General features: G+C 63.5%; 7 protein-coding genes and 1 pseudogene. 4 read left to right on the top strand and 4 right to left on the bottom strand.

Annotated elements, in window-relative coordinates; translation table 11 throughout:
• Positions 1-11 precede the first annotated feature (11 nt).
• The 4 genes from KR767_RS14570 (at position 12) to KR767_RS14555 (ending at position 2,949) form a co-directional block, all read left to right on the top strand.
• On the top strand, positions 12-509 hold the full coding sequence (locus tag KR767_RS14570; protein WP_166949518.1) for a hypothetical protein: 498 nt from the start codon (positions 12-14) through the stop codon (positions 507-509).
• A 19-nt stretch (positions 510-528) separates the two neighbouring features.
• Positions 529-1,809, top strand: a complete 1,281-nt coding sequence (gene kynU / locus KR767_RS14565) for a kynureninase (protein WP_250876783.1) — start codon at positions 529-531, stop codon at positions 1,807-1,809.
• Positions 1,806-2,513, top strand: a complete 708-nt coding sequence (locus KR767_RS14560) for a hypothetical protein (RefSeq protein ID WP_250876782.1) — start codon at positions 1,806-1,808, stop codon at positions 2,511-2,513. Before kynU ends, KR767_RS14560 begins: the two co-directional genes overlap by 4 nt.
• A gap of 82 nt (positions 2,514-2,595) precedes the next feature.
• Positions 2,596-2,949: a VOC family protein gene (locus tag KR767_RS14555; protein ID WP_250876781.1), complete on the top strand. Its 354-nt coding sequence runs from the start codon at positions 2,596-2,598 to the stop codon at positions 2,947-2,949.
• Between the two features lie 71 nt (positions 2,950-3,020).
• Here KR767_RS14555 and KR767_RS14550 read toward each other — a convergent pair whose 3' ends face one another.
• From KR767_RS14550 to KR767_RS14535, 4 genes and pseudogenes are all read right to left on the bottom strand, one after another.
• Positions 3,021-3,266: a hypothetical protein gene (locus KR767_RS14550; RefSeq protein ID WP_250876780.1), complete on the bottom strand. Its 246-nt coding sequence runs from the start codon at positions 3,264-3,266 to the stop codon at positions 3,021-3,023.
• 1,292 nt (positions 3,267-4,558) lie between these two features.
• Positions 4,559-4,963 (bottom strand): annotated as a pseudogene (locus KR767_RS14545) (integrase core domain-containing protein); the annotation flags it as partial.
• Positions 4,872-5,675: a hypothetical protein gene (locus KR767_RS14540; protein WP_250876779.1), complete on the bottom strand. Its 804-nt coding sequence runs from the start codon at positions 5,673-5,675 to the stop codon at positions 4,872-4,874. The gene KR767_RS14540 and the pseudogene KR767_RS14545, both read right to left, overlap by 92 nt.
• A 334-nt stretch (positions 5,676-6,009) precedes the next feature.
• Positions 6,010-16,434: a hemagglutinin repeat-containing protein gene (locus KR767_RS14535; RefSeq protein WP_250876778.1), complete on the bottom strand. Its 10,425-nt coding sequence runs from the start codon at positions 16,432-16,434 to the stop codon at positions 6,010-6,012.
• Between the last annotated feature and the right edge of the window lie 4 nt (positions 16,435-16,438).

The raw sequence follows: 16,438 nt of genomic DNA, 5'->3' as shown, positions 1-16,438 counted from the left end.
GGGAACAACGAGTGATCCGTCCGCAGCCCTTCCTCGCGCTTGCCCTGCTCCTGGCAAGTGCCTCCGCCGTTGCCACTGATATCAGCATGGCAGGCGGCGATATCCGCTTTGCGGTACCCAATAGCTGGGTATCCATCATGCAGTCCGAAGGCGAAACCGAAAGCCAGGTCTTCCAGGTGCCCGGTGCCGGTGCCGCCGACGCCACGCTGGCGCGCGTCTCGGTCACGCTGAAGAAAGTGCCCAGCCTGATCGCCTTCCAGCAGTTTTCCGGCGAGTTGCGCAATCGTGCCACCACGCTCAAGGAATATGCGGCCGGCAAGCCGGCGATGCCCACCGAGAACGTCTATTCCGCGAAGGAGGGCACGGTGAAGCTCGCCTATTACGAGCGCTACTTCTTCGCCAGCGGCTATGCCATCCAGCTACGCTGCATCCGCCCCGCCAACGATGCAAAGTTCGGCGCCACCTTCGACAAGGGCTGCGCCGATGTCGCGGCCAGCATGCCCTCCTGATCCCGTTGAGCGCTTCCCCATGACCTCATTCGAAGCAACGCGCGCCTGGGCCGACGCCCAGGACGCCGCCGATCCGTTGCGCGCTTTCCGCGACCAGTTCCATATTCCTCCCCACGACGGCCGCGACACGCTGTACTTCTGCGGCAATTCGCTGGGTCTTCAGCCGAAGGGCGTCGCCGCTGCGTTGCAGGCGGAACTGGAAGACTGGTCCACCCTCGCCGTGGAGGCCCACTTCCGCGGGCGCTCGCCGTGGCTGCACTACCACGAGTATGTGCGCGATGGACTGGCGAACCTCGTCGGCGCGAAGCCGCACGAAGTGGTCGCCATGAACTCGCTGGGCGTGAACCTGCACCTGATGATGGTGAGTTTCTACCGCCCCACCCCGGAACGACCGGCCATCCTCATGGAAGCCGGCGCCTTCCCCACCGATCGCTACGCGCTGGAATCACAGGTGCGCTTCCACGGTTTCGACCCGGCCACCGATCTCATCGAACTTCAGCCCGACGGCCCCGGCGGCACGCTGTCGATGGCCGCCATCGAAGGCGCCATCGCCGAGCACGGACACCGCGTGGCACTGGTGCTGCTGCCGGGCGTGCAATACCGCACGGGCCAGGTGTTCGATATCCGTCGCATCGTTAAGGCCGGTCACGCCGCCGGCTGCCTCGTGGGCTTCGACCTTGCGCACGCGGCGGGCAACCTGCCGCTGGCCCTGCACGACGACGGCCCCGATTTCGCCGTGTGGTGCACCTACAAATACCTCAACGCAGGCCCGGGTGCCGTCGCGGGCGCCTTCGTACACGAGCGTCATGCGAAGGCCGACGTGCCCCGCTTCGCCGGCTGGTGGGGACACGACAAGACCACGCGCTTCCAGATGGGTCCCACCTTCGTGCCGACGCCCGGTGCGGATGGCTGGCAGCTCTCGAATCCGCCGATCATGGCCCTCGCGCCGTTGCGTGCCTCACTCGATGTATTCCAGCGCGCAGGCATGCCAGCCCTGGTGGCGAAGAGCCGTCGCCTCACCGCCTACCTCGACTGGCTCATCCGCGAACGCCTGGACGACACGCTGGACATCGTCACGCCCAACGATCCCCAGCAGCGCGGCGCCCAGCTCTCGATCCGCGTACGCGCAGGCCGCGATGCAGGACGTGCACTGTTCGGCCATCTGGAAAAGCACGGCGTCATCGGCGACTGGCGCGAGCCCGACGTGATCCGTCTTTCGCCCACCCCGCTGTACAACCGCTACACGGACTGCCTCGGCGCCGTGGAAGCCATCGAAGCCTGGCGGGACACGCACGCATGAGTCTCGGCGATCTGTATCCCTCGCCACATGCGGAGCATGGCGAGGGTTTTGCCATGCAGGCGACCACCCACTGGCTGCGTATCGTTCCCGGACGCACCCTGATGGGCCTCATGGCAGGTGGCCTGCGCGTAGCACTGCCGGACCTTCCGAAAGACATAAGCCATCCGGGCCTCGAAGCCACGGTAGGACGCTACCGCACCGCCGTGGTGGACGTGAGCAGCCACTGGCTGCGCGACAACCCCGCGATCACCGACCGGTACGCCACCGCACTGCGCGATGTCGTCGCCAGCAAGCACGCCCGGCTGGACGGCTACGCAAGACATGTCGCCTTGATGGGCGACGTGGAATTGTTCCTGGGCCCGGCCTTCGACCGGGTCGCCTTCGATGTAGCGCTTGAAGACGGCTCGATCGCCCACGCCCTGAAGATACTGAAGACCACGCCACCTAACGCTCGCGTGGCCTTCGCCGCAGCTCCCGAACCCGGCGCTTCGCCGTATGACGATCCGTACTTCCTGGCTGGCAACCAGGCCTGGATCGACGGCAACCGCCTGCTTATCGAGTTCGATCCCGAAGAAGGCGGCCGCGCAGAGACCATCGCAATCCCTCGCGGTCAGTTCACCGATGCACTGGAACGCTGCTGGTACACCATGATGGACGTAGCCGACCGGATCGCGGCCACGGCAGGAAACACCATCAAGCGCTAGCGCGCGGGAGCGAGCTGCGGCCGTTGCCGCCCACCCGGCCATCTGCTATTGATCTCTCCACCTTGTCGATGGGGAGCGCGCAATGGCTGTCACGGGAATCGGTGGGCTCTTCTTCCGGGCGAAAGACCCGGAAGCGCTGGGCAAGTGGTATGCCGAACACCTCGGCGTAGGCGCCGGCAAGTACGGCAAATGGGACACGCAGGCAGGAACAAGCGTCTTCTCGCCATTCAAGTCCGACACGGACTACTTCCCTGCCGACCGCCCGTGGATGCTCAACTTCCGCGTGGACGATCGCGATGCACTCTGCGACAAACTCCGCAACGCAGGCATCGAAGTCACCCTGAATGCCGAGTGGGACGCCATGGGCCTGGGCCGCTTCGCCCGCCTCCAGGATCCCGAAGGCAACCCAATCGAACTATGGGAACCCCCGGCCTGATTGCGCCTTCGAACTATGGCCCCCGGCCTCATTGTCCCTTGTAGGAGCGCGCCTCGCGCGCGACCACTCCCCTACTCATCCACCACAACAAACTCCGTCAAACTCCCCCGAAAATCCTCCCCCATCCACCCCACCACGCGATCCCGCTCCTCCTCACTCATCGGCACCCGCTCCCCCTCCACCTGCCGATACACAAACTTCCTGTACAGATAAAACCCCATCTTCCCTTCCGAAGGGAAAAACATCTCCGCCTCAGCGAAATAGAACTGGCCGTCGTACTGAGCCAGGATATGCCCGCGGGAAACCTCGCAAATCATTTCGCATGCCTCCTGCAGTCATGGGTGTCATGACAGCGGTACGTCCCAGGTTGCCAATAAAAGAAATTCCTACCGACTGATCGCACGGGATTTGATGCAGGGGACGTGGCACTCATGCATTCAGTCATGTCCAGCACACCGTACCCTCAGAGTCGATCCACACGCCCCAGGCAGGCGAAGTCGCCAGGAGCCGCACCCGTACCATCCAACCTGGTTGCCCGCCCGACGAGGCTACCGCCTACCGATTCGATCCCGGCAAGCTACGCCACACACGCCAAAGCTGGCATATCCAGTAGAGCAGAACCGCACCAACGCCTATACCTACGTGCAGAAGCACGGCGGTCCACCCGTCATGGCGTGACGCTACGCCATCATTGAAACCGCGAACCAACCACAAGGCAGAAGAAACACACGCGCCACAGATGAATACGACAAGACAGCGCACCCACCAGCGCCGCCCCTTCACAACCTCATCAATCAACTCAGCAATGAAAAGAAGAATCTGTTCCATGAATACCCAGAGCGGCACTTCGTAAACGATATCGAACAAGTAAATGCCAGCGCTCCGCAGACCACTCTTCGACGAAGCAACGTGGCAACCTCACCACGGGAGAGCATGTGCACGACTATACCAATAGATCGTCAACGCCTGATTTCGTACTTGTCATCACCCCGCAGGTAAGGCGTCGATGGCAACCGAGGACTCCATTTCGTGTGATCCTCCCTCCTGCTTTCCGCGAACCGTCCGAAGAACGATCGGCTTAGCGCCGTCAACCCGATGAGCATTGCCAAGCTACTCAGGTAAAGTTCAATGCGCAGCCTCGTGGCACGTATACCAAGTGCCTCACCCGGCTCGCACCAAAGTTTTTCACCCCTTTCGACTGCATAAGCCTGTCCTTCGTCATAGGTGGCATGAACGGTAACGCGGTCTCCAACACTTACATCACGTAGCGCGCGAACGCAGTTCTTGAGTCCGACAGAATAGCTCGCCCCAGCGAGATCAATATCTACGCCTGCCCTGTTGCAGCTAGCGCGATAACAGCTTTCATTTATCCTAACCACCACGCCGGCTGCACTTCGAAAAGCCCTGGTGTCCGGCGGCGCATAATCCACCAACGCACATACAAAGAATGGAATACCCAATAAAATCGATATCACAGCTACGCATAATGGGGCTGGCGATGTTTTTTGAATTAACCAAATAAACATAAAACGATGTCACCACCAAGATATTCTTCTGACAACGTGGACAATACCTATGCGAGGCGTGACCCACCCCAATTCCCGGGCCATCAGCCGGTAGAGATTCCGACCTGTTTTGGCGCCTGCGAATTCACTTGGGCCCCGCATTCACGGGCGAATTCGGCAGGGGTTTTCCATGCCAGTGCAGTGTGGCGTCGGTCCTCGTTATAGAACGTCCGCCACTCGCTGATTTTGCTCCGAGCGTCGGCTAACGACAAGAACCAATGCTCGTTCAGACACTCCTGTCGGAGACGGCCGTTGAAGCTCTCGACCACGGCGTTGTCGGTGGGCGTGCCGCGGCGTGAGAAATCCAGTCCCACTCCGTTTTCGTAGGCCCATCGATCCATCACCTTCCCTGCGAACTCACTGCCGTTGTCCACTTTGATGGCCGCCGGCTTGCCACGTTGAGCGACCAAGCGCGTCATCGCATCGGCCACGTGTTCGCCCGACGCCCCCCAGATTCGAGTAGTGCCCCGGTTTCGAGTCCAATTCCCCTTGAGCCCATCCCAACTTATCCGCCAAAGCTCCAGCCGAGCGGAAGCCAACCTGACCGGCTAGCTGCGCCGTTTCTTGTTGCTCAGAGAATTTCTTTTGATCGAAAACATTCTTTAGCGCTTCATCGTTAAGCATCGGCTTGCGGTCCAGTCCGGACAGATCCTTACCCGGATCGTTGCGTACGACGAGGGTGCCTTCGGCGACCCCCGAACGGGTGTCGCTGCTAGCGTTACCGTGTTGCGGCGTAGCAGCGGAGACGACGGTGCCGATGGCACCCGCGACGTTGCTGGCGATAGTGCTGCCGCCGCTGAAGCTGATCTGGCTGGCCTTGTACTCCGATTCGTTGTGCAGATCCTCGTAGGTTAGGGTGCCCGTGCTTAGCCAGTTCTTCGATGCATCCGCTTCACTGGCGATCTTTCCGCCCACGAGATAAGTGTTACCACCGACGTCCAGCTGAAATCCGCCGCTGCCGGCCTGGATACCGCTGACTTCGTTGACGCTGCCGTAATGGCTACCGACCTTGCTTTGTGCGAAGTAGGCATTGCCGCTGACAAAACCACTCTGGGTAATGCCTACCATCACCTTGCCGCCGGCCTGCATCGTCTTGCTGGCAAAGTCGTCGGTGTCCTGCTCGCCGTGGATCGTCAGGTTGTTACCGAGGTTGGCGACCACCTGCTGGCCCTTGAGCTGGGCGCCTTGGATCGTCGTGTCGTTACCGCTGACCAACGATCAGACGACTCAAAAGTATTCGGGCTAACTATTTTTGGCCAGATCACGTCGCCCATCGATATCAGGCTTGCATCAGCCTCTCGGCGTCGGTGCTTTAATGCTAAAAAGGAGCATGCCCACGACACCCACAAATGACGCTCGCTTTGCAGCCAGAACGGCCATCTGCCTCCATGGGAAATCCAATTCATTAAAAACGCTGTACAGATAAGCAATTGCCATAGACACCCCAAACACCATGAAGAAAAATATTCCTCCAGCCAAAAAAATTCTTATGAACCTATTTGGTCTTACTTTCATCAATCTTCTTCTTACTGGCGTTCATTAGTTGATCAAGCATCGTTGAAAGCAGCTCGGATGTCACAGGCCCCGTCACATTGCTATATATGTACGGCCTCAGTGTGCCCGCACCGGCACCACCTAAAATTTCTGTTGATTTGTCACCAGTCATATAACCGGCCGCCCCAGTCACACCTGATATCGCGGCTTCAAAGAGAGGGTTCTTACTCTCACCAAATCTCCAATTATTGTATTCAGTCTGAACAAACCCTCCCCCTGCACTCACGGCCGCATTCCAGCCTAGGCCGCCACCAACGCCGAGTGCACCACCAGCCGTTGCAACCGACACGTTGGCCCAGCGCACCGTACCCCATAACGACTCGCCACTATTAGGTTCGGCGTTAATAAGCTGAGACGTCAGGTTAACGATACCTGCTGTAGCACCCGCACCAGCTCGGGTAACCATAATATATCCCAGTATACTTCCTGTCGTTCCAGCACCTCGACCCGCGTTTGCTGCTAGCAAAAGTGGCGCTCCGCCTGAGATACCTGCGGTGGCACCTGTGGCTGCTACTTGGCCAACGAAAGAAAGAAATTTCCTCGAATCATCGTTCGCCCATCCATGAAACCGATCGTCAAAACTCACTGAGTTGAAGTAGTCGCGAAGCGCCTTATCCCTATCCGGATCACCGGACGGATTCATTGCCTGTAACACATCAGCCAGCGCACTGGGATTCCCCACCAAGTCTGCGGCTCCGATCTTACTATTCGCGCAATCCTTATCGGACGGGAAGAGCTCGTACTTCATACCCTCGGGCGTTACCGCATTGTTCACCGCAAGGAACTGAAGCGCACTTGACCGATCCTGATCCGAATCCATGCCAGTAATGTATCGCGAGGCGAAACCATCGCTCTCACTCATCGCAGCACGAAGCAGCATATTTCTGGCCTCATCGACTGATATGCCACGCTCTTCAGCATACTTCTGAGCAAGATCGTTGCGGATGTCGCTAATTAGCGGTAGATGAAGCTGGCGATTGTAACGATCACCATCCACCGCCACCTCATCTCCCGTCCGCCCACCAAAGGCGGTTCCGACTACTGCGCTGGCCGCTTCCATGATCGCATTGAACTCCTGCGATCGTGGATCAATCCCTTGAGATACAAGGTAGTACTGCATGGCTCCACTAACCGCCTGAGATGCTGCCGCTCCCTTGAGGCCATCTGCTGTATTGGCTCCGCTCATCGACGCAACAGCAGCTCCCACGACGCCGTGAAGAAGCGTACGTTCATTGCTTCCTTCTGCCCATCCCAACTTATCCGCCAAAGCTCCAGCCGAGCGGAAGCCAACCTGACCGGCTAGCTGCGCCGTTTCTTGTTGCTCAGAGAATTTCTTTTGATCGAAAACGTTCTTTAGTGCTTCATCGTCAAGCGTCGGCTTGCGATCCAGTCCGGACAGATCCTTGCCCGGATCGTTACGTACGACGATGGTGCCTTCAGCGATACCCGAGCGGGTGTCGCTGCTGGCGTTGCCGTGCTGCGGCGTAGCAGCGGAGACGACGGTGCCGATGGCACCAGCGACGTTGCTGGCGATGGTGCTGCCGCCGCTGAAGCTGATCTGGCTGGCCTTGTACTTCGATTCGTTGTGCAGATCCTCGTAGGTCAGGGTGCCCGTGCTCAGCCAGTTCTTCGACGCATCCGCTTCGCTGGCGATTTTTCCGCCCACGAGGTGGGTATTGCCGCCGACATCCAGCTGGAATCCGCCGCTGCCGGCCTGGATGCCGCTAACTTCGTTGACGCTGCTGTAATGGCTATCGACCTTGCTTTGCGCAAAATAGGCGCTGCCGCTGACGAAGCCGCTCTGGGTGATGCCTACTATCACCTTGCCGCCGGCCTGCATCGTCTTGCTGGCAAAGTCGTCCGTGTCCTGCTCGCTGCGGATCGTCAGGTTGTTGCCGACGTTGGCGACCACCTGCTCGCCCTTCAGCTGGGCGCCCTGAATCGTCGTGTCGTTGCCGCTGACCAGGGTCAGGCGATCGGTTGCGTCGATCAGCGTTTCGGCATGCGTGGTGCCGTTGCCGTGGGCCTTGCCCTGGCCCACGCTGGCTTCGGCGTAGATGCCCAGACCCTTCGTGCCGAAGCTGACGCCGACGCCGCCGGAGCCGTTCTTCGACTCGCTCTTGAGGCGGTGTTCTTCGGCCTGGCTGAGCAGGTGGATGTCGTTGGACGCGACGAGGGCGACGTTCTTGCCCTCGACCTGGCTTCCCACGATGGTCAGGTCGCCTCCGGTCGCGGCGATGGTTACATCGCCCTTGCTCCGGATGTGGCTGCCCGCCGCGGTTTCGTCGTAAGTGGAGGTCTTGCTGCTGGCACTCTTGCCGCCGATGCCCACCTGGACGTTGATGCCTTCCTGGCCGGGGCCCTTCCCGACACTGCCTTCCTTGCCGCTCAGGACATCGTAGGCATCCTTGCCGTCATAGGCCGCCCGCGCTGCATACAAAGCCTTGAGTCGGTCGTCATCGGTGTCCTTGCCTCGCATGACTGATTGACGGGCATCCATGCCCAGTTCGACGAGTTTTCCGCCGAAACCACCCGTGATGCCACTTTCGCTATGACGACGGAATTCCGATGAGCTGACCGAGTCCACCGCCGCGTCGATGGTCACGTCCTTGCCGACGATGGTGGTGGCCGTCTGGCTCATCACGTCGGTGCTGGTCAGATGCAGATGATTGCCGGCGGTCAGCATCACGCTGCCCTCCGTAGAGCCCACCAGGCTGCCAGTGTGGGTGACTTCCCGCAGGCTTTCGCCGCGGCTGTCCTTCTGACTACCGTAGAGTTCATTCAGACCGCTACGCGAGTAGCCCGTGGTGCGTACCGACTTTTCCTGATCGGTGGCGTAGGTGTTCTCGATGGCGTTGAGGGTCAGGTCGTTGCCTGCCGCCAGCAGCACATCGTGCGTGGCGGCAACCTGCACACCTTCGCCCAGCAGGTTGCGTCCGGCCGCCACCGTCACGCTGTCGCCGCTCAGCGATGTGCCATGGCCGATGGTTTGCTCGATGGTCTCTTCGCGCTGGGTGGTCTTGCCTTGATGGACCGGCGCGGCGCCACGGTTGATGACCAGGCCCGAGCGGCTGGTCTTCGATGCGTGCGTTTCGCTGTAACGATCTTCCGTGGCCGTGAGGTTGATGTCGCGGCCGGCCGCGAGCGCCAGGGCACCGTCCGCTCGCACCGAAGTGCCTTCAAGGTTCACGTCGTTACCTGCGGCAATGCTGACGCCACCGCCGGAGGTGATCGATGACCCCACGGCTAGAACATCGTCCGTCGCGTCATGCGTGCGCGCCTTGCTCGACGAGAACATGCCCGAGGTTTTCTTCACCGTGTCCTGCGACCAGGTGTGTTCTTCATCGCCAGCCTTCAGGTTGACGTCGTTCTTTGCCGCAAGGGCAACGCTGCCTTTCTCGCTGGTGATCGCCACGGCCGTGGCAGCGATGTCATGCCCCGCGCTGACGATCACCCCCTTCGTGCCCGACAGCTCGGTGCCTTTCAGGCTATGGTCCATCGTGCGGGTGCCGACGATCTTCCTGCCTTCGCGGCCGGCCTCGCTGTGCCGTTCCACGTCGGTGACGGCATTGAGCACCACGTCGTGGCCGGCGCTCACGGCGATCTGGTCCCCGGCCTTGATCTTTGCGCCTTCGCTGACCAGATCGCGGCCCGCGCCGAGGATGGCGTTGCCGCCAGCCTCGATCGTGGTCACCGTGTGCGTGGTGGTTTCTACGTTGTGGCCGTCCTGGCGCACGGCGCTGGTCTGGCCGATGGCGTTGAGGCTCAGGTCGCGGCCTGCGACCAGCTGGGCGTCGCCGCCCGCTTTGATCGCGCTGGCGGTGGCGCTGAGGTCGCGCTTGGCGGTGAGGCTGAGATCGCCGCCGGCGCTCACGGCAACGCGATCCAGGGTGAGGTCGCGGCCGGCGTTGGCGGTGAGGTTGCCGGTGGCGCTGATCGCGCCGCCCTGGGGCAGGCCCAGGCGCGAGGCGTCGAGCGGTGCGATGGTGTTGCCGAGCTGCACGCCGCCCAGATCCACGCGGCCGATGCCCGCGCCGCTCAGGATGTCGTTGCCGGCGGTGAGCGACACGTTGCCGCCCTTGATCGTGCCGCCGTTCAGGATGTCCTGCGCGGCAGTGACGCTGAGGTTGCCGCCGGCGCCGATGTTGCCGCCGTTGAGCAGGGTGCCGGACTTGAGCGTGGCGTCCTGGCTGGCCTTGATGCTGCCGGTGTTGGTGAGGTTGCCCGAGGCGTCGAGCAGCACGGTCTTGCCGGACAGGATGGCGCCGCTTTGCGCCACGTCCTGCGCGTGTGCGGCGGAGAGATACACCACCGGTACCAGCACCTTCTCGCCGTTGACCTCCTGCGACACCATCCAGACGATGTCCTGGGTGAGGCGGCTCATCTGCTCGGCGGTGAGGGCCACGCCGACCGAGAGCTGGAAGGACGACGCGACGTCGGCACCGGCGTCCATCAGGGCGCGGTATTGCGCCATGGCATCGGTGTTGTCGGTGAGATAACGACGGCCGGTGAGCGAGGTGATCTGTTCGAGCACCATGCGCTGTTCGTAGAAGCCGTCACCCAGGCGCTTCATCGTTCTTTCGCCGTTGAAGCCGAGGCGGTTCATCAGGTAATCGCTGCCGAGGAAGCCGGCCTGCGAGGCGAAGCGCGGATCGGTCTCCACCATGTAGGGGCTGCCGCTGCCCGGGCGGGTGGTGAACAGACCGTTGTTGGGGACGCGGATCTGGCCCGCGGGCGCATCGGGTGTGCCGACGCTTTGCGAGCCCGGACGCGGGCCGGCGTTGCGGGTGTCGCCACTGAGCGTATCCACGCCACTGACGCTACCGGCACCGGGTGCGCTACCCAGGCCGCCCACACTGCCGAGATCCACGTTGCCGCCGACATTACCGACCGTGCCGGCACCCTTGCCGGCCACCGGCGTACCGCCCTGATTGCCGCCCAGGCCGACGCCGGAAATGGGATTGCCGGCCGCATCGACGGTGGTGTTGTCGATGGTGCGGCCATGGATTTCCAGGGCGTTGCCTGCCGTCATGCGACCGGCGAGGCCCTGGCCCGGATCAATGGTGAGCCAGTCGGGACGCTGGCCGTCACCGATAGCGAGCGTGGCATCGTTCTGGAAATCGGCGTACTTCTGGAAGCCGTCTTCCACCCAGTGACGACCGCCCTGGTGCGAGATGGATTCCCAGCCCGTCCACCACTGCACCTGGCGGCTGAGCGTGCCCGTGGGATTCCAGCCGATGTTGCGGATGACTTCGCCGCCGACGTTGCTGTCACCGGAAGGCAGGCTGCCATTGGCGCCGTTGACCACGAGGTTGCGCGCGGCGGCGATGGTGGATTTGTCGTTGAATACCGAACCGATCAACGTGATGTCGCCGCCGGCCGCGATGCGGCCTTCCGCGCTCGCGCGGCTCAGCCGCTCGATGGAGGTCAGCGTGTCGATGTACACCGCCTTGAACGTATCCGGGCTGCCCTTGCCGTAGGGGTAGCCACGGCAACGGTGGTTGTCCTGCTTGAGGTCCTGGCAGTGCCGGTCCACCCAGGCGATTTCGGCCGCGTCCACCATCTGGCTCGGATCGACATACGGCGGGTGGTGCAGCGGATTGGGATCGTCGTAGCGATAGCGGACGATGTTGTCGGTGGTGTGGCGGTTGGCGAGCTGCTCCGCCGCACTCAGCGTGTACGTCTGCGTTTCGAAGACGCGACGCTGGTTGGTGATCTGGTTCGCCGCCAGCAGAATCGAACCGTCCGCCTCGATGTCACCGGAGTGGTTGGTGATCTGGATGGTGCGACCAGCGGCTTCGTTGGCGGCGATGAAGATATCGCCCATGCTGAAGACCAGCGCATCGCGGTTGAGGAAGGTGCCGCCGACGAAGAGGTTGATCTTCTGCGTCGCCGCGATCAATGCGCTCTGGTAGGCCGCGTTGTCCGCAACGCCACCCATGTCGGCGCCGTTGGTGAGATCCCAGGCACGGACGGTGATCGTGTCGCCGATCAGCGTGCCGGTGTTGTCCACGCGACCGCCGTTGATGGCGAGGGTGTCGCCTTCGATACGGCCACGATTGACGACATCACCACGCGAGTTCAGCACGGTGTCGGCGCTGTTGATGCGCGCGCCGCTGCCGTTCTCGATGCGACATGCATCGATGGTGAGGCCGCCGACGCTTTCCATCGTGGCCCCGTCGGCGTTGTAGAAGTTGCCGCCAAGGTGCAGGCCGAAGCGGTGGTTGGCCTTCAGCGTGCCGGCCGAGCCGTTGACGAAATCGCCCGGCAGCCAGATGTCGAGGTTGCGGCCGGCGATGATGCGACCAGCGCCGCTCAAGCCACCCGCCAGGTTGAAGCTGGCGTCGCCGTTGGCGGAGGCGTTGCCCCCGGCGTTGTTGAGCCACGCCAGGGTCAATGCCAGTTGCTGGCCGGCCCCGAACTGGCCGTTGACGTTGGTCAGCGTGGCACCGCCGTTGTTCCAGCCCAGATTCGCGCCGGCATAGACATTGCCACCGGTGTTGTTGAGCGCGCCCATCAGCAGGGTGAGGTTGTGCGCGGCCACGAGGCGACCACCGGAGAGGTTGTCGATGGCGCCGCTGTTGAGGATGACGTCGCCCTGGCCGCCCAGGGTGCCGTTGCTGTTGGCGATGGTGCCGCCAGCATTCACCGTGGTAAGGCCGTCGCCGGTGTTGGCGATGCGACCGCCCTGGTTGGACAGGCCGCCGGCGTTGATCGTGAGCGTGGCATGGACATCGCCGCTGCCGCTCTCGATGCGACCGTTGTCGTTGGCCAGCATGCCGTTAGCGGTGAGGCTGGCCGCGCCCATGGACTGAATGGCACCGCGGTTGTCGAGACGTCCCGTGGTGGCGACGTCGGCGGTGCTACCCGCGTACAGCTGGCCGGCGTTGTCGACGGCGCCGGCATGCAGCCACAGACCGCCGTTGCCGCCGATGAAGCCGCCCACGCCATTCGTCAGTGCGCCGGCGATGGCGAGGCGGGCGAGGTCGGCCGAGAGCACCTTCACCTGGCCGCTGCCGTTGGCGAAGCTGCCAGCGGTGAGGTTGAGCATGCCACCGGATTGCAGGGTGCCGCCGTGGTTGGACAGCGCACCGCCGGCGGTGACGGTCAGCGCGCTGGCGACCAGTGTACCGGCGTCGTTGAGGAACGATGCCGCGTCGAGGGTCGCACTGCGCGCCACGCTCAGCGTGCCCCCGGTGGAATCCACCGTGCCCTGGCTGTCGAGGTCGAGGGTGCCGTTGCCGACGATGCGGCCACGCCGGTTGGAGATGCCGTTCGTGCCGTTCACCGTCAGCGTACCGTCACCCGCATGCTCGATGGTGCCGTCGTCGTTGACGATGGCGCTGCCGCGCAGGGTGAGCTGGCCGGACTGGCTGGCGATGCGTCCGCCGCTGTTGTCGAACGTGCCCGCGACCGCGAGGGTGAGGTCGATAGTGCCGGTCTGGGTGATCGATCCCTGGCGGTTGTCGAGACGGCTGGCCTGGAGATCGAGGACGCCGCCTTGCAGGGCGCCATTGGCGTTCTTCAGTGCGCCGGTGGCGTGCGCGGCGAGGGTGCCGGCCGTGGCGATGCTGCCCATGCTGGCATCGATGTCGCCCTGGGTGGCGGTGAGTGCGATGTCGCCACCGGCGCGGGTGCGGCCGGAGGACAGATCGAGCGACGCGCCCGACAGGCGCAGGTGGCCTGCGGCCAGCGTGCTGCCCTGGCTGGCGAGGGCGCCGGCCACCACCGCGTCGAGGATGCCCGTGCTGCCAAGCGAGCCGTCGCCCAGCACGCCCGCACCGAGTGTGCCGGTGGAAGCGATGCTCGCAGCGACCAGATGCAGGTCGCCCCTGGCGACGAGCATGCCGGTGTTGGCCAGTGCGTTGGTGACCGTCCAGAAGGCATTGCCGCCCGCATAGGCGGTGCCGTCGTTGCTTGCGTCCGCTGCCGTGATGGTGAGATCGGTGCCGCTGCGCAGGCTACCCGTATTGCCGACATGATCGGCCGTGAGGTTTGCCTGCGTGGTCGCATAGACACTGCCGGCGTTATCGATGCGCGAGGATTGCAGCGTGAGGCTGTCGCCGGCATAGACGCTGCCGGTGTTTGTATTGGTGAATGCGGTCAGGCCCTGAGCGTCGACGGTAAGGCCCTGCAAGGTGCCGGCGTTGCTTACGGTGCCCTGCTGACGCAGGCGCAATGCGCGATCGGCGAGCAGGGTGGCGTCTTTCGCATTGTCCGCATCGCCGCCGCTGAGGGCGATGTCGCGCTTGGCGTACACGACGCCGTTCTGGTGGAGCGTTGCCGCGTCGAGGGCGATGTCGCGGCCAGCCTGCATATGGCCGGCCATCGTGGCCGCATGGGCCGACACGGCGAGATCGCGATCGGCGACGGTGGTGCCGCGATGGTCGAGCGCGCCGGATGCCGTCAGATGCACGTCGTTCACGGCGCTGACGGTGCCCGCCTGGGCGATGTCCGTGGCGGTGAGCGTCGTGTCGCCGGTATCGGCGATCAGCTTGCCGTCGTTGGCAAGCGTGCCTTTCGCCTGAACGGTGAGGCCCTGCCCGGCTTCCGCCGTGCCCTGGTTGGCGAGGCTGTCGCCCTTCAGGGCGACGTCGTTCTTCGCGTAGATGTCGCCGTTGGATGCGTTGGTGAAGGCCCGGCCGGCCGTGGCGATCAGCGCGCCACCGATGGCGTAGAGCTTGCCGCTGTTGGTGAGCGTATCGGCCGTGATCGACAGATCGCCGCCACTCTGCCACTGGCCGCCGTTGTCGATGCGACCGGCGCGCACCGTCACATCGGCATCCGAAAGCAAGGTGCCGCCATTGGTGGCGGTAGTGGTTGCCGTGATGGACAGCGCGCGCCTGGCTTTGAGCGTGCCCTGATTGTCGAGAATATCGGCGTTGATCGTCGTGGTGCCGTCGGTCTGCCACTGCCCGCTGTTGCCGATGCGCGCTGCGCGAGCGTTGACGTCGGCACCGGAAACGAGGGTGCCGCCATTGGAAAGCGTGCCGTCGGCCGTCAGCGACGCCGCACCGGCCAGGCTCAACTTGCCCGTATTGGCAATGTCGCCTGCGCCGAGGGTGGTCGTACCGCTGGCAATCAGCGTGCCGCTGTTGGCGAGGCGGCCTGTGGTGGCGATATCCAGCGACGTGCCCGCTTCGAACGAGGCGGCGTTGTCGAGACGAGCGCCGCGCACGGTCACGTTCTTGCCGGCATAGATATCGCCGCTCGCGTCGTTGGCGATGTCGGTGGCCGTGATGTTCAACGCACCGCCCACGGCATATAGCTTGCCGAGGTTGGTCAGTGCGCCGGTGAGCAGCGTGGCGTTATTCGTCGCGTAGAGGGTGCCGCTGTTGTCGAGGGCGCCGGTGGTGCGCACGTCGAGATCGCTGCCTGCCGCCACGCTGCCGCTGTTGCCGATGGACGAGGCCTGCGCCGTCAGACGCCCGGCCGAGACGGTCTTGCCCGTGAGTTCCAGGCGGCCCGCCTGGGTGATGGTGAAGTCGCCGCCTTGTGTGGCGAGTTCGCCCGCGTTACGCACGCCCACGCCGGCTTCGGTGCCGAGCAGGCGGATCTTGTTGGCATACATGCCGCCCAGCGCGGCCACGTCGAGGCTGACGCCCGTGCCGGTGCCATCGCCCTGGATGGCCTGCGTCGCCAGATCGCCGTAGTTGACCTGGTTGGCGCCGGTGATGACGTTGAGCTCGTTGGCCCAGACCTTCGCGTTGGCGACCACGGTACGCGCGATGAGGTCGAGCCGGTCGATGCCGGCACCGTTGAGGCCCGCCCCGTTGATAGCGAGCGTGCCACGGGTGACACGGAAGGCGGCCAGGCTGCCGTCGCCGCCGAATACCGGCGTGCCCGTGACGAGCGTGCCGCGCGTGGTGTTGATGAAGCCGCAGCCGTCGCAGGTGATGCCGTTCGGATTGGCGATGACCACTTCGGCGCGGTTGCCCGCCACTTCGGTGTAGCCGCGCAGGTTGCTGGGGTTGGCCGAGGTGACTTCGTTGACGATCACCCGCGCGGATTGCCCCAGCGACAGGTTGGTGTTGCCCACGATGTAACCGGCGAGCTGGCTCTGACTGACGTTACCGCTGTTGTTGAGCACCACGCCCTTGGGATCGACGTTGAAGTGCTCGTACTGGTTATGCGACACGCCCGCCTGCGTCGGCGCGGTGATGTTGACCACCGGCGTGCCGTTCGCGGAGGTGTCCACATGCGGTGCCTGCGCGGAACCTGGCGTGCCGGCCACCTGGGCCTGCGATGCGGTGGGCGTACCGACCAGGGCCACGCCAAGGGCGAAGGCCAGCGTATGCGAGGCGCGCCGCAGCTGCGCGAGGCGCATGGAAGAAGTGGCGGCGGTCGAGGTGAGGATCGTCGTCATCGTG

The sequence above is a fragment of the Luteibacter anthropi genome (assembly GCF_023699965.1).
GTDB classification, from domain to species: Bacteria; Pseudomonadota; Gammaproteobacteria; order Xanthomonadales; family Rhodanobacteraceae; genus Luteibacter; species Luteibacter anthropi.
The sequence above is the reverse complement of the archived record's forward strand: the minus strand, read 5'-3'. Positions and strand labels throughout refer to the sequence as shown.

Bases quoted from the DNA above. Each gene is read 5' to 3' on its own strand.
- kynU (WP_250876783.1), top strand. From the start codon at position 529: ATGACCTCATTCGAAGCAACGCGCGCCTGGGCCGACGCCCAGGACGCC.
- KR767_RS14560 (WP_250876782.1), top strand. From the start codon at position 1,806: ATGAGTCTCGGCGATCTGTATCCCTCGCCACATGCGGAGCATGGCGAG.
- KR767_RS14555 (WP_250876781.1), top strand. From the start codon at position 2,596: ATGGCTGTCACGGGAATCGGTGGGCTCTTCTTCCGGGCGAAAGACCCG.
- KR767_RS14550 (WP_250876780.1), bottom strand. From the start codon at position 3,266: ATGATTTGCGAGGTTTCCCGCGGGCATATCCTGGCTCAGTACGACGGC.
- KR767_RS14535 (WP_250876778.1), bottom strand. From the start codon at position 16,434: ATGACGACGATCCTCACCTCGACCGCCGCCACTTCTTCCATGCGCCTC.